Genomic DNA, 20,031 nt, shown 5'->3' on the forward strand with positions numbered 1-20,031 from the left:
GGGACGGGACTCTGGCGCTCCACCGCGGCAGTAACACTGGTGGCCCCTGCAGTCGGCAACCGGGGGCGGTATATTCGTCGCTGACGGCAGCACACCGAACGGAGGTCCTGTGGAGAGCTCCTTCAAGGGCGTCCTCTATCCGGCGCGGTTGCCCACCTTCCATCGCCTTCCGGCGCCCGAGGAGGTGTCCCATCTGGTGCAGTGGTTCTGGATCCCCGAATGGGATATCGAGCCCGGCCGGGCCTCCCGGCAGCACCTGATCGCCTACCCCGCCTCCAATCTGGTGGTGCAAAGCGGAGCTGCGGGGTTTTCGGGACCCACAACCCGGGCGGCATTCCGGGACCTCACCGGCAAGGGTTGGGCCGTTGGCGCCCTGCTGCGCCCGGCTGCGGTCCCGCTCTTCACCGACGATCCCGGGACTATGCGCGACCAGGAAGTGGCCTTGCCACTGGAAGACCTTGTCTCCGCTGTCTCAGCAGCGATGGAGCCGCCTACCGGAAAGGCTCAGCCCGACGGCGGCACCCGCCGTGAGCGTGCGGCGGCTGCTTTCGCTCGCTGGCTGGCTTCCCAGGACGTGGTCCCGTCCGAAGAGGCGTTGCTCGCCAACCGGATGGTGGACGTCATCGCATCCGAGCCGGACGTGCTCCTGATTGAGGATGCAGCACGCCGCCTGGCAGTATCGCCGAGGACCCTGCAAAGACTTGCCAGGAAGTACGTTGGCCTGAGCCCCTCGGCCCTTATCCGGCGTCGCAGGCTGCAGGATGCCGCCGAGCGCGCAAGGTCCGATCCAACAGCGGACCTTGCCGCGATCGCCGTCGAACTTGGTTACGCAGACCATGCGCACCTGACGAACGACTTCCGGAAATATCTGGGCTTTACGCCGAGTACGTATCGGAGGTCAGCCGGGGAGTCGTGAGTGCCGGGACGGAAGGTTCAGCGGCGGTTTCACTGACCTCTGTATTGGTTGTTTCGCCGCGGAATGCCGCCAGCATGGCCTCGCGATCGAACTGCCCCTCCCACTTGGAGACGACGAACGTGGCAACACAATTGCCCAGGAGGTTGACCACGACGCGCATGGAGTCCATCAGCCGGTCGGCACCCAGAAGCAGGGCCACTCCCGCTACCGGGAAGATCCCCAGGGCGCCTGCCGTCGCCGAGAGGGCCAGGAAGGCCGATCCGGGAACGCCGGCCATGCCTTTGGACGTGAGCATCAGGATGCCGAGGGCGGCCAGCTGCTGCCCGAGGTCCAGGTTGTGGCCGAAGGCCTGCGCCAGGAACAGGAGGGAGATTGAGAGGTAGAGCGCGGCGCCGTCGAGGTTGAAGGAGTATCCGGTGGGAACCACCAGGCCTGTTGTCGCCCGGGAGCAGCCGGCGTTGGTCAGCTTGGTCATGATGCGGGGCAGCACCGATTCGGTAGAGGCCGTACCCAGGGCCAGCAGGAACTCTTCGCGGGTGTACTTGATGAACTGCCACAGCGGGACGCGAGGGTAGACCCAGGCGACGACGAACAGCAAGGCTATGAAGACCACGGCTGAGCCATAGCAAGCCGCAATCAGCAGGGCGTAGGTACTGAGCGAGCTGAGACCGTACTGGCCGATGATGAAGGCCATGGCACCGAAAGCCCCCACTGGCGCAACCCGCATGACCCAGCCCATGATCTTGAAGAAGAGCTCCAGGGTGGTCTCCATGACATCGACGACGGGCTTGCACTTCTCGCGCCCGACAACCACGATGGCGGCGCCAAAGAACACAGCGAAGCACAGGACCTGAAGCAATGAGTTGGACGCGAACGCCCCGACCACGCTGGTGGGGATGATTCCGAGCAGGAATTGGCCCGCGTCTTTGGGCGGAGCAGCGGTGGTCTTGGCGTTCACCGCATCCGCTGACAAGGTGGCGGGATCGATGTTCAGGCCTGCACCCGGCTGCACGATGTTGGCTACTACAAGGCCGAATGCCAGCGCGAACAGCGTGGCGGCAGTGAAGTAGATCAGCGCTTTCACTCCTACCCGGCCCACGGCTTTCACGTCACCCACAGCGGAGATACCTGTGACGATAACCAGGAAAATAAGCGGGGCGATGATCATTTTGATGAGCTGGATGAAGCCGTCGCCCAGTGGGCGGAGAGCGGAACCAAGGTCCGGCCAGAGATAGCCGATGGCGATCCCCAACACCACGGCCACCAGGATCTGGAAGAACAAGGATTTGTACAAGGGCTTCTTTGCCGCGGGGCTCACAGCCGTGGCGGATGTTGGAATCTTCACAATGGCGCCTATCTATGCAAACGGCCGCGCAAGGTCACGGTCCGGGATCACATAAGACGCTATGGAAGGCTTGTTTCCGGAATGCTAATTCCAAGGTCCCGCTATGTTTAATATCGGAAGCAAGTTTCCACAATGCGGAAACTCAATTTGAATCCGACTCAGCGTTGCCGCAGCCCCGCCGCATCCAGCCACACGCCGGCCGCAATGACCCTTCCGCACTTCTCGCCGTACGGGTAGTCGCCCTTCGGTGTGAACTCCAGTGTGCGGGTGGGCAGCGGGGCGCCGGTCTTGGAAGTGCCGTTCACCGTCACTTCGAGGGGAGACTCACTCAGGGCCGGCAACTCGAGGAAGCCCTGCAGGGTGCCATCCGGAGATGAGGTAGCCGAGCACACCCCGTCCGGCGTGCAGCTTTCGTCCGCTGTCACGGCGCCTGGGTTTAGCATGATGTCCTTCTCCGTGCACGCGGCGTCCTGGCAGGCCTTCAGCCGCAGGGAGCCGACCTGGTCCGCGTACCCGGCAACCACAGTGAGGGACACTCCCGCCACATGGCCAATCGCCGGGCAGGCGACCGGCTCGGCAACGCAGCCGGTCAGCAGGGCCACGGCCCCCGCCAGCGTGAAAGCCACTCCGATGCTCCCCATGCTTCAGAGTAGGACGGCGGTGGCCGCACCGCTACGCCGGAAGCCGCAACCCGTCGTCGTGCATCTCCGCCAGGCCGTCGGCCAACAGCCCGTCCAGTGCCCGCTCAAGCTGCTCAGGTGCCGAGTTCAGCCGGTGCAGGGCGGCCAGCGGAATGCCGATGCCCGAGGCCTCGAATCCAAGGTCCGCGGGCGCCCGCTCAAACATGTCGCGCGGAACGGGGTGTGACGCTTCGCGCAGGACGGCCATCACGGCGCCGCGAACCTGGCGGTCGGTGCCGTGCCAGGACTGCCCCTTGGGCGTGTACGACGGCGGCGGCTCACCGGCCGCGAGCCACGCGCAGCTGGAGCGGACGGGACAGTCCGCGCATTTGGGATTGCGGGCCGTGCAGACCATCGCTCCCAACTCCATGACGGAGGCGTTCCAACGGACGGACATGGCCTGGTCGTCGGGGAGGAGCGAGTCGGCGAGGCGCATTTCCGCCGCAGTGAGCGCTGGAGCCGGCAGGGCATTCCCCGAGATGAGCCGTGCGTGGACACGCCGGATGTTGGTGTCCACCACGGTCTCCCGCCGTCCGAAGGCAAAAGCGGCGACGGCGGCAGCTGTGTAGCTGCCAACACCCGGCAGCCCAAGGAGCTCCGGATAAGTATCGGGAACCTTGCCGTCATGCTGCTCACGGATGGCGACGGCGGCAGCGTGCAGCCGGAGCGCGCGGCGCGGATAACCCAGGCGCCCCCAGTGGCGGACCGCCTCACCGGAGGGCTCCGCGGCCAGCCGGGCGGGGGTGGGCCAGCGCTCCATCCAGTCGAGCCACACGGGCAGGACCCGGACCACGGGGGTTTGCTGGAGCATGACTTCGCTGACCAGAATGCCCCACGGGCTGCAGTCGGGCTCGCGCCATGGGAGGTCCCTGGCTGTCCGGGAAAACCACTGGTCCAGGGCGTCGTGGAGGCCGGCGAGCTGGACGGAATCGGGAAGTGTCATACTGCCATCCACTGTAGTGGAACGGCCGCGCGCACCCGCCCATGGCCGACGTCACACAGCCCCGGATTGCTGCCCTGCGGCGTGTAGGTTAGGTGCCCTGACAACCGCGAGCCTAGCCTAGAAGCATGGCCTCCAACGGTAAGCAGCAGTCGACCGCGCGCTCAACAGCGCCGGCGAAGGGTGCTGCCCGCGGCTCCTCCGGAACCCCGGCGAAAAAGAGGCGTCCCAGCCCTGCCGTGTACCGCCGTCGTCGGCAGGTTGTTTTCGGCGGCCTGCTGCTGGTGATTGCCCTGGTGGTTGTGGGGGTGCTGGCTGTCGCCGGGACTTTCGCCGGGAGTCCTGAGCCGCAAGCGGTGTCCACCTCCGAACCCGCGCAAGCGCCTACGCAGGGGAGCGCAGCGTCCACGACGCCGTCGCCGTCGGCTTCGCCCAGTCCCGTATGCGACTTCAACCTGATGACCGTCGCCGCGAAAACCGACAAGCCCGCCTACGGTGCGGAAGAAAAGCCGCTGCTCACCATGACAATCACCAACGGCGGCACTGCACCTTGCGAAGTCAACGTGGGCACGTCCCAGATGGAATACGTGGTGATGAGCGGATCCGACCGCATTTTCTCCTCCAAGGACTGCCAGACCGGCGGGGAGGACCTGGTGAAGACCATCCAACCGGGCAAGAGCGAGACTGCGAACTTCCCCTGGCAGCGGAACAGGTCGCTGGAAGGCTGCGGCGTGATCGACGCCAAACCCGGCGCCGGGGGCGCCTACTACACATTTGAGGCGCGGCTGGGAAACAAGGCCAGTCCCAAAGCGGTTTTCCAGCTGAGCTGACACCCGCCGGAAAGCGTCCGACGGCGGCCGGCGGCTTAGAGGAACCGGTCCAGCAGGCTCGCCTCGGCCATGCGGCTCAAACCTTCGCGGACCGTACGGGCACGCTGATCGCCGATGCCGTCCACGGTCATGAGATCGTCAATAGTGGCAGCCATCAGGTTCTGCAGCCCGCCGAAGTAGTCCACCAGACGGTCGGCGACAGCCTTGGGCACGGACTTCAAACCGGACAGCAAACGGTAGCCGCGCGGCTGGACCACCGCGTCCAACTGCTCAACGCCACCGGCAAACCCGATGATGTGGGCGATGCGGCTGAGGTCGATCAATTCCGTGGGTCCGAGGTTGAGCAGCGCCTGCACGGCTTCCTCGATCTCCTCGGGTGTGGTGTTGGGGTCCGAGTAATCCCGGATGATCACTTCACTGCCAGGTCCGCGGCCCACAGTGAGTTCCTCAACCTGCAGGGACAACAAGCGGCCGTCTTCGCCAAGTTCCAGGACGTACTGGGCAATTTCCTCAGAGATGCGCCGGACCATTTCCTGGCGCTGCAGGGTCACGGCAACATCCCTGACCGTGACCAAAGCCTCGATCTCCAAGGCTGAAAGCGAACTGGTGACCTGGTCCAACCTGGCGCTGTAACGCTCCAGGGTCGCCAGTGCCTGGTTGGCGCGGGCCAGGACCTTCTCCGACCCTTCCAGGACGTGGCGCAGGCCGTTCACGTACAATGCGATGATCTGCATGGATTGACTCACCGAGATGACGGGAACACCTGTTTGAATCGCGACGCGTTCGGCCGTGCGGTGCCGGGTACCGGATTCCTGGGTTTCGATGCTCGAGTCCGGGACCAGTTGCACGGCGGCGCGGACGATGTTGCTGGCGTCCTTGTCGCAGATGATGGCCCCATCCATCTTTGCCAGCTCGCGAAGCCGTGTGGGGGAGAAATCGATGCCGATGTCGAATCCACCCGAGCAGATGGAATCGATGGTGCGGTCATATCCCAGCACGATCAAAGCGCCGGTCCGCCCGCGGAGGATGCGCTCCAGGCCGTCACGCAACGGAGTTCCGGGTGCGACTCTGGCCAGGGTCGCCTTGAGCGACTCTTCCGGGCTCCGGGCCATAGGGTTTCCCTTCGAAGGTGCAAGCCCATGGCTCGCAGACATGCTGAATGCGGTGTCAGTTGGCGCATCCGAAAAATGGCCTTGTGACGACAAGCTCAATGATAGGGCTTCATCGCACCCTTAACCGCACCAGCAAGCCCCAAAGTGGGCCATTTCGTTATGTTCGGCAGTGCTCCGGAGGTGGGTTTTCGACGACGCCCGGCAGGCGCACTTTACGAACGAGGCCCGTTGACGTGGGCTCATATAACAAGTTGGTGTATTTATTGCCCGGCTGAGACCGATGCTGCCCGTTCATCCATGGACCTCAGTAATCAACCTGTCGCTTGAGCTTGTTTCCCAGCCACAGCATCGCAAGGCTCACTACGAGGAAGCCGACTGATATGGCCAGAGCGAAGACCACGACACCCGTCCAGCCACCAGCACGTGCCGGATCGATGAACCAGTAGGGGTACCAGTTCACAAAGGCTCCCCGGATCAGGCTGTAGACCAGGTAACCGATGGGGTAGAGAAGCCAATACCAGATGTGCTTGGGCTTGAGGGTGGTCCGGGGCGGCTGGAACAGCCAATCCGCCACCATCACCACAGGCATCAGGTAGTGGACCACGAAGTTCACCCACGGGAGCAGGGACCCGAGGTCCTCGCCCGCAAGCAGGGCACCGAACACCAGCCCCACCACCGCCATGGCGATGGTGGCGGTCCCGCGGGTCACGTCGTCGGCCTCCGAGGGGCGTTTCCGGATCAGGACCCGGTAGCCGCTGATGAGGAGCACCAACGCAGCAAAGATGTTGGACAGATTGGTGAAGTAGCTGAAGAAGTTCCAGAGGTCGTAGCCCATGCCCAAATGAACCGTCAGCTGTGTACCCACCGCTATCAAGGTCAAAAGGCCAAAGAAGAAGCGTCCCCCGACAAGCACATTTCTCTTGGTCATGGGCCAATCCTTGCCCAAAGGAAGTCGGTGGGTGGCCCGACACCCCGAAAGTGTTAAGTGATCAGCAGTTCCAGTGCCTCTGCAAGGTGCCCCACCTCGCGCACGGAGAAGCCATCCGGGATGACCCCGGCCCCGGCAGGACTCGCCGGAACGATCGCGTGGGTGAACCCGAGCCGGTGGGCCTCCTGGATGCGCTGGTTGATCCCGGGAACAGGGCGGACCTCGCCCGCCAGGCCCACTTCGCCGAACGCAATGAGCCGCTGGGGGAGGGCCTTCCTCGATTTTGCCGACGCAACGGCCAGCGCCACCGCCAGGTCCGTGGCGGGCTCCGTAAGTTTCACGCCGCCCACCGTTGCCACGTAGGAATCGTCCTTATGGAGCATGCAGCCCGCACGTTGCTGCAGGACTGCCAGCAGCATTGCCACTCGGGAGCTTTCCAGGCCGCTGGTGGCGCGGCGTGGTTGGGAGTTGGGGCTCTCGGCAAGGAGCGACTGGACCTCGGCGAGCAAAGGCCGGCGGCCTTCCATGGTGACCGTGATGCACGTCCCGGACACGGGCTCACGGGTGCGTGAAACGAACAGTCCGCTGGGATCAGCCAGTCCTTCGATGCCTGTTTCGTTGAGGTCGAAACACCCGACATCGTCCGTGGCGCCGTACCGGTTCTTGACGGCCCGCAGCAGGCGGAGACGCGAATGGCGCTCGCCTTCGAACTGGCACACGACGTCCACCAAGTGCTCCAGCAAACGCGGACCGGCGATGGTGCCTTCCTTGGTCACATGGCCCACCAGCAATGTGGTCATGTTGCGCTTTTTGGCCGCGGCAATGATGGAGGCCGCAACCTCGCGTACCTGCGAAACACCGCCGGCGCTGCCCTCCACATCCGCGCTGCTCAACGTTTGCACGGAGTCAACAATCAGCAGCTTGGGCTCAAGCTTCTCCACCTGGCCCAGCGCCTGCCCGAGGTCGGTCTCCGCTGACAAGTAAAGGGTGTGGGCGACGGCGTCGATCCGCTCAGCGCGCAGCTTCACCTGGGCTGCCGACTCCTCGCCCGTGATGTAAAGGACGTCCTGCCCGGTCCGCGCGAACTTGGCCGCGACGTCCAGCAGCAGCGTGGATTTTCCGACGCCGGGTTCCCCGGCGAGCAGGATCACGGCACCAGGAACAAGCCCGCCTCCCAGGACGCGGTCCAGTTCGTCCACTCCGGTGGGCAGGAACGCGGCGGTGGTCCCGTCGACCTCGGCGATGCGGCGGGCCGGCTCCAAAACTGTGGCGGCCGCCGTCGTGCGCGCAACAGTGGCGCCGTATTCCTCGACGGTTCCCCAGGCCTGGCACTCACCGCAGCGCCCCACCCACTTGATGGCTGTCCAGCCGCATTCTGCGCACTTGTAGGCGGGTGTCTTGGATGCGCGCGATGTCTTTGAAGCCATGCGTTCCAGACTAGTCGTGGGGACTGACAGTATTGGCCGGGACCGACAGTACGGCCTTAAGTGCAATTCGCACTCTTTAACGCGCCTTCGACCCTTGGAGATCTATTGCTGCGCGGGCGATTTGTATGTGTGGGCTGTCACGGCTCTGAGAGTGCCGCGGTTTCATCGGCGCCTACGTCGCTCATTGACGTTGGTTTCTGCGCCCAAAGCGGTTTGCCCAAAAGGTGAGTCTGGTCGATGTGAATCAGACCGGCATCGAATTGCCGTAGTGCGTTGTAGACCTTCCTCATTTCGCCGCGATCCGCAATCAGCCCGCGTCTCACCGCGCTACTGAGGATCCAAGGCGTGTCAATGATTTTGAGTCCAAACTTGCTGGCCAACTGCTGGCCTCTGTACTCGTCGATCACCACATATACGTCTTCCCCGCGGTCTTTCCGCACCATTGCGTGGGCGATCACGAGAACCTCGCCTAAATCGCGACCCTCCATGAGCCTCTGAGCGAGCGGCATTCCCGTTAGTTTTACGACTGCCTCTGAAAGTGCGTTCAGGTCCTCTTCTGAGACATGGGAGTCCAGGATCCCAATATGGTCGTGGCTGACAAGCCAGTGCCAGTTTGGAACGGTGGCGGGCGGAAAGTCGCGGCGGTTAGATCCGCGATTGGTGATTTCACCATCCACTACGTCGGGGACATGCAGTTGATTGGAACCCCGTCGGAGCACTTCGAGGAGCAATGCGTGCTTGGCGGCCGCGCAGAAAGTGATGCAGGGTCCTGCATCGAGGATTGTAATCTGTGCGGCCATCGCTCAGTCTCCGAAAGCGTCGAGGTCGGCCCATGCGACGTCGATAATTTCAGGATGAATGCCTGCCTCTTCGAGCTCGCGGAGCAGTTGGTCTGTGTCTACGCCGCTGAGTGCGGCCAAACCTTGGACTGAAACCAGGTTGCGAATATACCCCTCCGTGGCATTCTCAACCAGGCGCTGCGGTGGTCTTGGGGTGAGGCTTTCGGCGGCCATGGCTCTGTAGTCGCCGATCCAGCCGAACCGAAGTGCCAGCGAATGTGCAGTCTGAGGCCACCACTGTGTTTTCTGCGTAGTTGTGATCCAGCCTTCTGAGTGCATTTGGATGAGTGCGAAGTTCGGGGAGACCTGATAGTGCCGCACAACGGACGAAACGTCACGGAGCCGGGCGCTACCCTTATCGACATTCAAATCTTCAAGGAAAGCTGAGACTCCCCCAACCGGAGCCAAGAGGTGGCGCGAAAAGGTGTCGGCTCTGATCTCTTCGGGCCTTCTGGCTGAGGGGTCATGTGGTAGTCCGGCCTCGTTGTCTTTGAAGACGATATGTCCCAGCTCATGGCCAAGGGACGATCTTTGGCGACCCGGAACACCGGTCGTTGCAACACCAATCACAGATTTTTCGCGAACCGGATCTGTCAACACCATGCCATCCATGCCTGCCGGCATTTCCAGAATCGCTACATCGACTCCCGGAGCAACAAGGCCAATGAGTTCGTGAAGGTCGGCTATGGGTCCGAGGCCCAGTCCCAGGCTATTCCTGATGCCTTCAGCTGCGAGATAGGCCTCCCGCTCGCTTGGTCCGATGCTGTGCGGAATTGGAGCGCGCTCTGGCGTCATGCGCCGATGCCGTGACTGGCCAGGTACGCGTCCATTTCCAGGAACTGGGTGAGCTTCCTTTTCACTTCCGCGGCATCGGCTGTAGGAAGATTTGCTCGGCTGGCCACGAGCACACGATCGCGGACTGGGTTCTCAGCGAGAAGTGCCTCCGCCGGGCAGCCCAAAGCCCAAGCAATCGAAATTATCTCGTCCATCCTCGGCCTCCGGAGGCCGCTTTCAATGCGCGCCAGCGTGGACTGTGAGATGCCCGTCTCTGCCTCGAGGTCCCGCTGGGTCCGCCCGGCTTCTGCTCGTCGGGCGGCAATTCGTTGTCCTAAGTCAGCCGTCGCCACGGGAACCCCCACTGAATCAATTTTCGAAAACTTGATTCAAGTCTAGCGCATTTGACACCCCGAGGCATCCCGATGGCTCACGGCGCATGTCGTTTCGGGCCCCGTATCGAGATTCGGGAAACAACCTCCTCGATTCAAGCGGCCCGTCCGTAGCGCACCGCGTCAACGAACACTGCCAGGCCAAACACGCCCAGTGCCACACCCATCGACGCCACCACGTCGGTGAGCCAGTGGTAGCCAAGGTAGAGCCGGCTGTAGGCGACCAGCAGCGTCAGCAGGGCGGCCCCTGCGTAGGCGGCCACCGCCGTCGTGCGTGTTCCTGAACGGGACACCAGCAAGTAGGCCAGGACAAGCGTGAAGACCGCGGCGCCGAGCGTGTGGCCGGAGGGGAAGGACAGGGCGTCATCGGGGCCCAGGAGGAAGTCCGACGACGACGGCCGCGACCGGGAAACGTCCAGCTTGATGACCGCCGCGAGCACCACGGAAAGCACCATCGCGCCCATCAGGATGGCCGGACGCCACAGTTCCTTCTTCCATACGGCCCATGCCACGGCGACCAGGCCGCCGATGATGGACATCATGGTGGGTGAGGTGGCTTCCGAGACGCCGGCCAGGAAGGCCGTAGCCAAAGCGTTGCGGGAATCGACAACCACCGAGTGAACGGCTCCGTCGAGCGTCGCCAGGCCGCTCGAGGACAACACGGAAGCGAACATCAACCAGAAGACCACGTCCCCGGCAACAAACAACCCGCCCGCCCACAGGAACAGGACCCGCTGCCGTACCCGAAGTGCAGGGGCAGGTTTTGGGCGCAGGGCCAGACGCGCAGAAGGTGCAGAAAGCATCGGCCCATTATCCACAGAGTAAATGGGACTTGGCTGGGAACGCCGGGCGAAAGCTACAGCGCGGGCAGTACCGCCCGGGCTTCCTCAGGTTCCATCCCACTGGCCTCAAGCAGGTCCACCATGAGCGGCCGGAACAGCATCACCACGGTTTCGCCTTCGAGCCTCTGGACGTCAAGCATCTTCGGGTGCAGCCGGGCGGCGATGTCCGAGAGGTCGTTCCTGGCCCGCCGCAGATGCACCCTGCGCGTTCCTTCGCTCTGCTCGGACAGCCCGATGGTCATCTCGTCGATGGCGGCCGCAGTTTCCTGCAGGACCTCCGAGATGCTCTCGATCGCCTCGTCGGACAAAGCCGCGTGGTTGATGGCACTGGTGAGGCGGCGTGCGAACACCCGGCTGTTGCGCAGTGCGAGGTCGATGTACTCCAGCGAATGCTCCAGGCCGGCGAGTTCATCGCGGTGCCGGCGATGCGCCGGGGCCAGCGTCGCCACCTCGCCGGAAGCCCGCAGCGTTTGCCGCATCCGATCCACCAAAGGCTGGCAGTTGCGGCCACGGATCAGGGCGTGCCAGGCAGTGGTGGAGTCGCTTTCGATCATGGCCGTGGCACACTCACGAAGAACCTCGGCGAGCTCGTGCAGAATCTTCTGGATGTCCTTCCGCGGTTCCCGGCGTGGATCCTTGGGCACCAGGATGGTCACCAGCAGCGCAAACACGCCACCCACCACGGCGTCCAGGCTGCGCGTAAAAGGCCCGCCGGCCGGCGCCGGAAGCAACACCACCAGAAGCGACTGCAGCCCCAGCTGCGTGGTGAAAATAGTCCCGCTGTCCAGGAACCTGGCCAACAGGATCGAGAAGAGAAGTACGACGGCGGCCTGCCAGATCCCGGCGCCCAGCCAGTGAAGCAGCAAATCACCAACCACGATGCCCAGTGTGCAGCCCAGGCCTACCTCTATCACCCGGCGCAGCCGGGGATCGCGTGAGAAACCCAAGGCAATCAGGGAAGACGTTGCGGCGAACAGAGGCCCTTGGTGGCCCAACACGTATTCGGCGAAAGCGTAGGCGCCAACCGCGCACACCGTCATTTGGATGGCCGGCGTCAACGAGTTCCGGCTCCGGACCAAGCCGGTCCTGACTCTGGCCCGCAGAAACCTCTTGCTTGCGTTCAGTCCCTTAGCGGCAGCCATGTCCTTCAGTCTATTTCCCCGCCCGCCATCTGCCAGGGAGCGACGAGCGCAACCGGGGAACCACTCAAGGTGGCGCGCGCCACATAACCCAATGGTCCGCCGTCGTTCACCTTCCGTTCACCTGCCACCGCAGATCCCGTTACCTGCGCTCCTTACCTTCAGTAAAGGAACAAAAAGGTCCACAGCTCGCGCACGCCGAAATCTCCGTTCGGAACGCATCTGAGAAATCCCTGGAAGGGGCACATCCAAGTGAAGGCAACTCGCTTCGGCCGCAACGCGGCAATCGCGGTCATCGCAGCAGGCGCACTCGCGCTCACCGCTTGCGGTTCTGACAACGCAACCGGCACCACTGGCGGCACCCAGTCCGCAGCAGCCGGCACCAAGGTAACCGGCACCCTGACCGGTATCGGCGCCTCCTCCACCGGCGCAGCAATGGACGCTTGGAAGGCCGGTTTCGCCTCCGCAAAGCAGGGCGCCACTGTCCAGTACTCCCCGGACGGTTCCGGCGCGGGCCGCAAGGCAATCATCGACGGCTCGGCACAGTTCGCCGGCTCGGATGCCTACCTGAAGGATGACGAGCTCGAGGCTTCCAAGGCCAAGTGCGGCCCCGAGGGTGCCATCAACATCCCGGTCTACATCTCCCCGATCGCCGTCGCCTTCAACATCCCTGACGTCAAGGAACTGAAGCTCGACGCCGCAACGGTCGCCAAGATCTTCCGCGGCGAAATCGCCAACTGGAACGATCCCGCCATCGCAGCCCTCAATGCAGGCGTCACCCTCCCGGACCTCAAGGTCACCCCGGTGAACCGCTCCGATGACTCCGGCACCACCACCAACTTCACCGACTACCTCGCAGCCGCTGCTCCCGAGGTCTGGACCGACAAGGCTGCCGGCGTATGGCCCGCATCCCTGAAGGGCGAAAACGCCAAGGGAACCTCCGGCGTCGTCAAGACCGTCACCGACACCCCGGGTGCCGTGACCTACGCCGATGACTCCGCAGTTTCCGGCAAGCTGGGCACCGCCTCCATCAAGGTAGGCGAAGAGTTCGTCAAGATCTCGGCCGACGCTGCTGCCAAGGCTGTCGAAGCAGGCAAGCCCGTTGACGGCCGCGCCAGCAACGACGTTGCCATCAAGCTGGACCGCAAGACCACCGCATCGGGTGCCTACCCGGTAGTCCTCGTCTCGTACCACGTTGTCTGCACCACCTACGAGACCAAGGAAGTTGCTGACCTGGTCAAGGCCTTCGAAACCTACGTAGTTTCGGATGAGGGACAGAAGACCGCTGCCGACGCCGCGAAGTCCGCACCGCTCTCCAAGACCCTGCAGGACAAGGCAAAGACCGCCATCGAATCCATCAAGGCCAAGGCCTAAGGTTCCCGGCGGGTTCGCTGAACCCGGCTGAACACTGAAGTTCCCTGTCCCGCACGGAGTGGCCGCAGAGCCGCCCGGGCGGGGCAGGGAACTTAGCCATGTATGACCAGTTCACTCCAGACTGAAGGATCGTGAAGTGACCACCAACTCCCTGACAACCTCCCAAGGCGCAGGACGCGCCGGGGACAAGGTTTTCTCCGGGGCCGCAATGGCCGCAGGGTGCCTTATTCTTGCGGTTCTCTTCGGAGTCGCGTTGTTCCTCGTGGTGCAGGCGATCCCCGCGCTCACCGCACCGCCCGCAGACATCCAGGGCGGACACGGCTTCTTCGCCTACATCGCCCCGATCGTAGTGGGCACGTTGATCGCCGCCGTGATCGCATTGGTCATCGCCACCCCCGTGGCAATCGGCGTTGCCCTGTTCATCTCGCACTACGCCCCGCGCAGGCTCGCCGCCGGCCTGGGCTACGTGGTGGACCTCCTGGCCGCCATCCCTTCCGTTGTTTACGGCGCTTGGGGCGCGGCTTTCCTGGCCAAGGAAATCTCGCCCGCCTATGACTGGCTGGCCACCTACCTCGGCTGGATCCCGATCTTCGAAGGTCCCGCTTCGGCCACCGGCAAGACCATCCTCACCGCCGGCATTGTCCTGTCCGTCATGGTCCTTCCCATCATCACCTCCCTGTCCCGCGAAATCTTCCTGCAGACCCCCAAGCTGCACGAAGAAGCAGCACTGGCACTGGGAGCCACCCGCTGGGAAATGATCAAGATGGCCGTGCTGCCGTTCGGTCGCCCCGGCATCATCAGCGCCATCATGCTCGGGCTTGGCCGGGCCCTGGGGGAGACCATGGCTGTTGCCCTGGTGCTGTCCTCGGGCGTCCTCACAGCGAGCCTCATCCAGTCCGGCAACCAGACCATTGCCGCGGAGATCGCCCTGAACTTCCCCGAAGCCAGCGGCCTGAAGGTCAACACCCTGATCGCTGCCGGCCTGGTGCTCTTCGTCATCACCCTCGGCGTGAACATGATCGCCCGCTGGATCATCACACGGCACAAAGAATTCTCGGGAGCCAACTAAATGACCGCCACAGTAGCCCGCAAGCGCTCCGCTCTCACCAAGGGCCAACTGCCAAAGTTCGCGCCCTACATCGTGCTGGCCGTCGCACTCGTCGTCGCAGCGGCCATCATGGCACTGATCGGCTTCAACGCCTTCGGCTGGGGCATTGTCGCCGCGATCCTCTTCGCTGTCGGCCTGGTTTCCTGGAGCGGTGCTGTTGAAGGCGCCCGCAAGGCCAAGGACAAGCTGGCCACCTGCCTGGTGGTGGGTGCGTTCCTGATCGCGCTCCTGCCCTTGATTTCGGTGATCGTCACGGTGCTGATCAACGGCATCCCGGGGCTCATCACACCCGGATTCCTGGGCACCTCCATGAACGGTGTCACCGGCGCATTCGACAACAAGGCGGCAGAAGAAAGCGCCCCCGTGCTGGGCGGCATCTACCACGCCCTGATGGGCACCATCCAGATCACCCTCCTGGCCACTGTCATCTCGGTGCCGGTGGGCCTGCTCACCTCGATCTACCTCGTGGAATACGGCAACGACCGTCCGCTGGCCCGCGCCATCACGTTCTTTGTGGATGTCATGACAGGCATTCCCTCGATCGTGGCCGGCCTCTTCGCGGCAGCGTTCTTCTTCGCCATCGTCGGCCCGGGCACCAAGACCGGTGCGGTGGCCGCCGTCGCGCTTTCCGTCCTGATGATCCCGGTGGTGGTTCGCTCCAGCGAGGAAATGCTGAAGATCGTCCCGAACGAGCTCCGCGAGGCCTCCTACGCGCTGGGCGTGCGCAAGTGGCGCACCATCACCAAAGTGGTCATCCCGACGGCGATCTCCGGTATCGCTTCCGGCGTCACCTTGGCGATCGCCCGAGTGATCGGTGAAACCGCCCCCATCCTGGTGACCGCCGGGTTCGCCACCACCATCAACAACAACGTGTTCGGCGGTTGGATGGCCTCGCTGCCCACGTTCATCTACACGCAGATCCTCAACCCGACGTCGCCGTCCAACCCTGGTCCCTCGGACCAGCGTGCTTGGGGCGCCGCGCTGGTGCTGATCATCCTGGTGATGCTCCTGAACCTCGGAGCCCGCCTCATCGCCCGCATGTTCGCGCCCAAGACGGGCCGCTAGCCGGGTCTGCCGGGCCGCCCGGCACTCAAAACTTCCAGAACCCCCAAGGAACAAAGGAACACCATGTCCAAGCGCATCGACGTCAAAGACCTGAATGTCTACTACGGCAATTTCCTGGCCGTCGAGGACGTCAACATCAACATCCAAGCCAAGTCCGTCACGGCTTTCATTGGCCCTTCCGGCTGCGGCAAGTCCACCTTCCTCCGCACGCTGAACCGCATGCACGAGGTCCTTCCCGGCGCCCGCGTCGAGGGCGAGGTGCTCCTGGACGGCGACAACCTTTACGGTCCCGGCGTTGACCCCGTGACCGTTCGCACCCAGGTGGGCATGGTCTTCCAGCGCCCCAACCCGTTCCCCACCATGTCCATCCGCGACAACGTGCTGGCGGGCGTGAAGCTGAACAACAAGAAGATCTCCAAGGGAGCAGCCGATGCCCTCGTTGAGAAGTCCCTTGTTGGTGCCAACCTTTGGAACGAGGTCAAGGACCGCCTGGACAAGCCGGGGTCCGGTCTTTCCGGTGGCCAGCAGCAGCGTCTGTGCATCGCCCGCGCCATCGCCGTTGAGCCTCAGGTGATCCTCATGGATGAGCCCTGCTCCGCCCTTGACCCCATCTCCACGCTGGCCGTCGAAGACCTCATCAACGAGCTCAAGGACCAGTACACCGTCGTGATCGTGACCCACAATATGCAGCAGGCCGCCCGCGTGTCCGACAAGACCGCGTTCTTCAACATCGCAGGCACCGGCAAGCCCGGCAAGCTGATCGAGTTCGCCGATACCACCAGCATCTTCAACAACCCGTCCCAGAAGGCCACGGAAGACTACGTGTCCGGTCGCTTCGGATAAGGGTTCCGCGGGTTCCGGCTTTCTATGGGGGGAGTCGGCACAGAACGACGGCGGCCGTCGCCTTGGGGGTACGGCCGCCGTCGTTTTTTGTTGCCCAACTGAGGGGGCAGATATCGACCCAATGACTGCTCACTGCGTCGTTGTCCGTCCAAGTGGGGTTACAGGCGTGTGAGCGGGGAGAGCGCAGGCTCTAGGATGAACGCCGCTATTGCGGTGACCAGTGGCAGGTCAGGAGTGCGGGCCTGAGGCATTAGACGACAATGCAGTGATTTTTGCTGGTGGTGTAATTATTCGTCCCGAACCGGAAACAACATGTACGAGCAGGCCATTCTGCTCAGTTGTTCCAGGGGGGAAGGACCCAGACCAATGAAGTACCACCGATCCCGCTTTGCCAAGTCCGCCACTCTGGCATCGCTTGCGCTGGCACTGACACTTACAGCCTGCATACCTGCAAACCCGCCGGGTATTTCCACCGCTCGGGGAGTATCAGAACGCCCTATGCCCGCCACCCAGCCTCTCGCCGTAGTTATTGATCAGATACTGCCGGCGCCTGAATCCAGCGCCACTAATCGGCTGGAAAACCCGGTCCTGCTCGAAGTGCCATCATCGGTCATGGTCCCCGCGGCTACCGTTGCACCATCCCAGGAACAGTCAGGTACCGTGCCAGCAGCGGCGCCCGTTCCTGCTGCTGCCCCACCAATCGCTACTGCCCCACAGGCGACCGCTCCGCCAGCCGCACCACCAGCGACCGCGCCCGCCGGCCCAGCTGCGGGCGCCTGCACCCCTGACAACATCGATATCCGGCGGAACGACCAAGTCCAGGCGATCAAGCCGATCCCGGCCAATGAGCAGCAGTACTACACCGTCCTTGGGTGCGCCGAAGGCTGGCTCGCATACTCCATTTCAGATGAGGGGATCAGGGCCATCGGCCTCGACGGTGGCAACGTTTATTTCAACTTTGCCACGCTCCAAAGCAACGGCCGATACCTGACCGATTTCACACAGTTGTGGACCAGCGTCCATAACTGGGACTTTCTCGCCTATGACGTCCAAAACGGGAAATACGCAACCGTGCAAGAGGGTATGGATGCCCAGTTTGCCACTTATGGCATTCCTGTCCGACTCAGGACGCAGCTTGTCGGCCCCGGCCCCGCGACCCCAGCACCCGGTGGTCCCACCGCGGGCGCGTGCACCCCTGACAACATCGATATCCGGCGGAACGACCAAGTCCGGGCGATTAAGCCCATCCCGGCCAATGAGCTGCAGTACTACACGGTCCTTGGGTGCGCCGAAGGCTGGCTTGCGTACTCCATTTCAGATGAGGGGATCAGGGCCATCGGCCTCGACGGTGGCAACGCCTGGTACAACGTTGCCACGCTCCAAAGCAACGGCCGATACCTGACTGACTTCACACAGTTGTGGACCAGCGTCCATAACTGGGAATTCCTTGCCTTTGACGTACGGGACGGAAAATACGCCACCGTGCAAGAGGCTATGGACGCCCAGTTCGCCACAAACGGCATCCCAGTCCGGCTGAGGGAACAACTTGTTGGTCCCGGCCCAGCAACCGGCGCTCCGTAACCACCTCCACTCCAAGCGCAAGAAATTAACCATGGAATTCATAGACGCCCACTCAGTGGTGATCTTCGGCGTACTGCTCGTTCATCTCATCGGCGTGATCGTCGTCGCCGTTTCGACAGTTGTCCTGGTAGCCGCGATGTTCGTCGTCGTCCCGGTCGTGCATGCCTGCAGAAGCGTGTGGTCGGCCCGTCACGCAGGCAAGCAGAGACCCAGCGGCGACGACTTGGCCGCGCAGCGGCTCTAGAAGAGATACCCGGCACGCTCATTGGGGGATTTTGCCGGGTATCTCTTCATTTAAGAGGGCTACCGGAACAGATGCTTAAACTTTTTCTACGGTTATGTAAGAAACAACGATTCCCGGGACACTTAGTGGTTGACACATCACATCGCACTAGTCCGGGGGAACAGAACAAGGATGTTGGCTACCAGAGAGCAGAAACTGATTGCTCTTCACGCTGAACACTTCAGCCGCATCTACCAGTACATCGCGTACCGGATCAACGACCGCGAACGGGCCGAGGAACTGGCCAATGACGTGTTCCGAATCGTGTGGGAAAAACAACCGCCCGAGCCGCCCGGTCTCGGATGGCTGATAGCCACAGCCAGGAATGTACTGGGCAATGAGTACAAAGGCAGGAGTCGTCGCGATCAACTCATGCAGCGCCTGGCCGAAGAAGCGCGGGTCCAGGCCGTTACTACCAGCGATGACGAGCAGCAGGCCACCGTTGCGGAGATCCTCTCCAGGCTCAAGGACCGCGATCGGGAAATCCTGATGCTCTCCTACTGGGATGACCTCACCACCGCGGAACTGGCTGAAAGCCTTGGGTGTACAGCCTCCGCTGCCGCGGTCAGGCTCCACCGGGCCCGGAAAGCGTTCGCGAAAGCCGCACCACAACACCTCATGACAGAACGGGAAGTCTAACCATGGACCGCATCGAACAACTCATGAAAAACGCAAAACCAAACGTCCCCGAACCCGGCACCACCCCCGGTGTCCTGCCGAGCCGGTCCCATGTCTTCTCCGATGATCCCAACGTCGTTTCTCTCGCCGACCGCAAACCTCGGCGTAAAGGGTGGGCGGCCACCACAGGTGTGGTTCTCGCTGCGGCAGCTGTCATCGGGGCGGTCGTCGTAGCCGGCAACCTCGTCCCGCAATCGGCGCCGGCACCAGCCACTACCGACACCCCCACTGTCACGGCCACCCCTACGCCAACGCCCACCGCGTCGCCAACGCTTACCCCTTCCGCGACGGCAAGCCCCACACCGACAACCACCCCAACCGAAACCCCGGCATGGACCCCTTCTCCGACCTCGACCACGGTTATCACCCCGATCCCGGCGCCGACCACGGCACCACCAGCGACCGCGCCCGCCGGCCCAGCTGCGGGCGCCTGCACCCCTGACAACATCGATATCCGGCGGAACGACCAAGTCCAGGCGATCAAGCCGATCCCGGCCAATGAGCAGCAGTACTACACCGTCCTTGGGTGCACAGAAGGCTGGCTCGCATACTCCATTTCAGATGAGGGGATCAGGGCCATCGGCCTCGACGGTGGCAACGTTTATTTCAACTTTGCCACGCTCCAAAGCAACGGCCGATACCTGACCGATTTCACACAGTTGTGGACCAGCGTCCATAACTGGGACTTTCTCGCCTATGACGTCCAAAACGGGAAATACGCAACCGTGCAAGAGGGTATGGATGCCCAGTTTGCCACTTATGGCATTCCTGTCCGACTCAGGACGCAGCTTGTCGGCCCCGGCCCTACAGCCCCAACGGGAACCGGCACACCATGACCGCCTCTGATCTGGACCTAACGACCGGCATTGGGCCCGGAAACGGCAGTCTCGTACTAGCCGTTGCAAGATCCGCGTCGTTGTCCTTCCCAGTTGGGG

The 20,031-nt window shown here is 63.1% G+C and carries 21 protein-coding genes; 10 read left to right on the forward strand and 11 right to left on the reverse strand.

The features are described from left to right. The first annotated feature begins 109 nt into the window (after positions 1-109). The gene (locus tag PV760_RS18065; protein WP_354628378.1) at positions 110-916 is read left to right on the forward strand and encodes a helix-turn-helix domain-containing protein; all 807 of its coding nucleotides are present in this window, start codon (positions 110-112) and stop codon (positions 914-916) included. Here PV760_RS18065 and dctA read toward each other — a convergent pair. The 3 genes from dctA to PV760_RS18080 all read right to left on the reverse strand — a co-directional run bounded on the left by dctA (position 876) and on the right by PV760_RS18080 (position 3,884). Next, positions 876-2,261: a C4-dicarboxylate transporter DctA gene (gene dctA, locus PV760_RS18070; protein WP_052247086.1), complete on the reverse strand. Its 1,386-nt coding sequence runs from the start codon at positions 2,259-2,261 to the stop codon at positions 876-878. The genes PV760_RS18065 and dctA overlap by 41 nt on opposite strands. A 158-nt stretch (positions 2,262-2,419) precedes the next feature. Beyond that, positions 2,420-2,902 (reverse strand): hypothetical protein, encoded by a 483-nt coding sequence (locus tag PV760_RS18075; protein WP_354628379.1) that lies wholly within the window; start codon positions 2,900-2,902, stop codon positions 2,420-2,422. 31 nt (positions 2,903-2,933) lie between these two features. Continuing rightward, positions 2,934-3,884: an iron-sulfur binding domain-containing protein gene (locus PV760_RS18080; protein ID WP_018780119.1), complete on the reverse strand. Its 951-nt coding sequence runs from the start codon at positions 3,882-3,884 to the stop codon at positions 2,934-2,936. Between the two features lie 125 nt (positions 3,885-4,009). Between PV760_RS18080 and PV760_RS18085 the strand changes: the two genes are divergently transcribed. Then, positions 4,010-4,711 carry a hypothetical protein gene (locus PV760_RS18085; RefSeq protein ID WP_354628380.1) on the forward strand — a complete coding sequence of 234 codons (702 nt, stop codon included), beginning with the start codon at positions 4,010-4,012 and terminating at the stop codon, positions 4,709-4,711. A gap of 35 nt (positions 4,712-4,746) precedes the next feature. On the opposite strand, the gene disA is transcribed toward PV760_RS18085, so the two are convergent. From disA to PV760_RS18125, 8 genes are all read right to left on the reverse strand, one after another. Then, positions 4,747-5,823: a DNA integrity scanning diadenylate cyclase DisA gene (gene disA / locus PV760_RS18090; RefSeq protein ID WP_018780121.1), complete on the reverse strand. Its 1,077-nt coding sequence runs from the start codon at positions 5,821-5,823 to the stop codon at positions 4,747-4,749. 304 nt (positions 5,824-6,127) lie between these two features. Next, entirely contained in the window at positions 6,128-6,751 is a 624-nt protein-coding gene (locus tag PV760_RS18095; protein ID WP_018780122.1) for a Pr6Pr family membrane protein, read from the reverse strand. Positions 6,752-6,804: 53 nt separating this feature from the next. Next, on the reverse strand, positions 6,805-8,178 hold the full coding sequence (gene radA, locus PV760_RS18100; protein ID WP_018780123.1) for a DNA repair protein RadA: 1,374 nt from the start codon (positions 8,176-8,178) through the stop codon (positions 6,805-6,807). Between the two features lie 137 nt (positions 8,179-8,315). Beyond that, positions 8,316-8,978 (reverse strand): PIN domain-containing protein, encoded by a 663-nt coding sequence (locus PV760_RS18105; RefSeq protein WP_189076357.1) that lies wholly within the window; start codon positions 8,976-8,978, stop codon positions 8,316-8,318. Between the two features lie 3 nt (positions 8,979-8,981). Continuing rightward, positions 8,982-9,812 carry an ImmA/IrrE family metallo-endopeptidase gene (locus tag PV760_RS18110; protein ID WP_354628381.1) on the reverse strand — a complete coding sequence of 277 codons (831 nt, stop codon included), beginning with the start codon at positions 9,810-9,812 and terminating at the stop codon, positions 8,982-8,984. After that, positions 9,809-10,156, reverse strand: coding sequence for a helix-turn-helix domain-containing protein (locus tag PV760_RS18115; RefSeq protein ID WP_179128450.1), 348 nt, complete (start codon positions 10,154-10,156; stop codon positions 9,809-9,811). Before PV760_RS18115 ends, PV760_RS18110 begins: the two co-directional genes overlap by 4 nt. A 122-nt stretch (positions 10,157-10,278) precedes the next feature. Then, the gene (locus PV760_RS18120; protein WP_354628382.1) at positions 10,279-10,986 is read right to left on the reverse strand and encodes a phosphatase PAP2 family protein; all 708 of its coding nucleotides are present in this window, start codon (positions 10,984-10,986) and stop codon (positions 10,279-10,281) included. Between the two features lie 53 nt (positions 10,987-11,039). Continuing rightward, positions 11,040-12,167: an FUSC family protein gene (locus tag PV760_RS18125; RefSeq protein WP_018780125.1), complete on the reverse strand. Its 1,128-nt coding sequence runs from the start codon at positions 12,165-12,167 to the stop codon at positions 11,040-11,042. 249 nt (positions 12,168-12,416) lie between these two features. Here PV760_RS18125 and pstS point away from each other — a divergent pair, with 249 nt between their 5' ends. The 8 genes from pstS to PV760_RS18165 all read left to right on the forward strand — a co-directional run bounded on the left by pstS (position 12,417) and on the right by PV760_RS18165 (position 19,932). After that, positions 12,417-13,538, forward strand: coding sequence for a phosphate ABC transporter substrate-binding protein PstS (pstS, locus tag PV760_RS18130; RefSeq protein WP_354628383.1), 1,122 nt, complete (start codon positions 12,417-12,419; stop codon positions 13,536-13,538). 136 nt (positions 13,539-13,674) lie between these two features. After that, the gene (gene pstC / locus PV760_RS18135) at positions 13,675-14,607 is read left to right on the forward strand and encodes a phosphate ABC transporter permease subunit PstC (RefSeq protein WP_018780127.1); all 933 of its coding nucleotides are present in this window, start codon (positions 13,675-13,677) and stop codon (positions 14,605-14,607) included. Next, positions 14,608-15,711, forward strand: a complete 1,104-nt coding sequence (gene pstA, locus PV760_RS18140; RefSeq protein ID WP_354628384.1) for a phosphate ABC transporter permease PstA — start codon at positions 14,608-14,610, stop codon at positions 15,709-15,711. A gap of 63 nt (positions 15,712-15,774) precedes the next feature. Then, a complete protein-coding gene (pstB, locus tag PV760_RS18145) occupies positions 15,775-16,554 on the forward strand; it encodes a phosphate ABC transporter ATP-binding protein PstB (protein ID WP_039239203.1) in 780 nt (259 codons plus the stop codon). A gap of 498 nt (positions 16,555-17,052) precedes the next feature. Further along, positions 17,053-18,135, forward strand: coding sequence for a hypothetical protein (locus PV760_RS18150; protein ID WP_354628385.1), 1,083 nt, complete (start codon positions 17,053-17,055; stop codon positions 18,133-18,135). Between the two features lie 31 nt (positions 18,136-18,166). Further along, the gene (locus tag PV760_RS18155) at positions 18,167-18,379 is read left to right on the forward strand and encodes a hypothetical protein (RefSeq protein WP_018780130.1); all 213 of its coding nucleotides are present in this window, start codon (positions 18,167-18,169) and stop codon (positions 18,377-18,379) included. Between the two features lie 171 nt (positions 18,380-18,550). Continuing rightward, a complete protein-coding gene (locus tag PV760_RS18160; protein ID WP_018779706.1) occupies positions 18,551-19,057 on the forward strand; it encodes an RNA polymerase sigma factor in 507 nt (168 codons plus the stop codon). A 2-nt stretch (positions 19,058-19,059) separates the two neighbouring features. Continuing rightward, positions 19,060-19,932 (forward strand): hypothetical protein, encoded by an 873-nt coding sequence (locus PV760_RS18165; protein WP_354628386.1) that lies wholly within the window; start codon positions 19,060-19,062, stop codon positions 19,930-19,932. Positions 19,933-20,031: the final 99 nt, after the last annotated feature.

Source organism: Paenarthrobacter sp. CC6, assembly GCF_040560085.1.
Lineage (GTDB): Bacteria > Actinomycetota > Actinomycetes > Actinomycetales > Micrococcaceae > Arthrobacter > Arthrobacter nicotinovorans.

Excerpts from the sequence above, each read along its gene's own strand:
- radA (WP_018780123.1), bottom strand. The coding sequence starts at position 8,178 with ATGGCTTCAAAGACATCGCGCGCATCCAAGACACCCGCCTACAAGTGC.
- PV760_RS18120 (WP_354628382.1), bottom strand. The coding sequence starts at position 10,986 with ATGCTTTCTGCACCTTCTGCGCGTCTGGCCCTGCGCCCAAAACCTGCC.
- PV760_RS18075 (WP_354628379.1), bottom strand. The coding sequence starts at position 2,902 with ATGGGGAGCATCGGAGTGGCTTTCACGCTGGCGGGGGCCGTGGCCCTG.
- pstA (WP_354628384.1), top strand. The coding sequence starts at position 14,608 with ATGACCGCCACAGTAGCCCGCAAGCGCTCCGCTCTCACCAAGGGCCAA.
- pstB (WP_039239203.1), top strand. The coding sequence starts at position 15,775 with ATGTCCAAGCGCATCGACGTCAAAGACCTGAATGTCTACTACGGCAAT.
- PV760_RS18165 (WP_354628386.1), top strand. The coding sequence starts at position 19,060 with ATGGACCGCATCGAACAACTCATGAAAAACGCAAAACCAAACGTCCCC.
- PV760_RS18105 (WP_189076357.1), bottom strand. The coding sequence starts at position 8,978 with ATGGCCGCACAGATTACAATCCTCGATGCAGGACCCTGCATCACTTTC.
- disA (WP_018780121.1), bottom strand. The coding sequence starts at position 5,823 with ATGGCCCGGAGCCCGGAAGAGTCGCTCAAGGCGACCCTGGCCAGAGTC.
- PV760_RS18155 (WP_018780130.1), top strand. The coding sequence starts at position 18,167 with ATGGAATTCATAGACGCCCACTCAGTGGTGATCTTCGGCGTACTGCTC.
- PV760_RS18125 (WP_018780125.1), bottom strand. The coding sequence starts at position 12,167 with ATGGCTGCCGCTAAGGGACTGAACGCAAGCAAGAGGTTTCTGCGGGCC.
- PV760_RS18150 (WP_354628385.1), top strand. The coding sequence starts at position 17,053 with ATGCCCGCCACCCAGCCTCTCGCCGTAGTTATTGATCAGATACTGCCG.
- PV760_RS18095 (WP_018780122.1), bottom strand. The coding sequence starts at position 6,751 with ATGACCAAGAGAAATGTGCTTGTCGGGGGACGCTTCTTCTTTGGCCTT.
- PV760_RS18160 (WP_018779706.1), top strand. The coding sequence starts at position 18,551 with ATGTTGGCTACCAGAGAGCAGAAACTGATTGCTCTTCACGCTGAACAC.
- PV760_RS18085 (WP_354628380.1), top strand. The coding sequence starts at position 4,010 with ATGGCCTCCAACGGTAAGCAGCAGTCGACCGCGCGCTCAACAGCGCCG.
- PV760_RS18080 (WP_018780119.1), bottom strand. The coding sequence starts at position 3,884 with ATGACACTTCCCGATTCCGTCCAGCTCGCCGGCCTCCACGACGCCCTG.
- PV760_RS18110 (WP_354628381.1), bottom strand. The coding sequence starts at position 9,812 with ATGACGCCAGAGCGCGCTCCAATTCCGCACAGCATCGGACCAAGCGAG.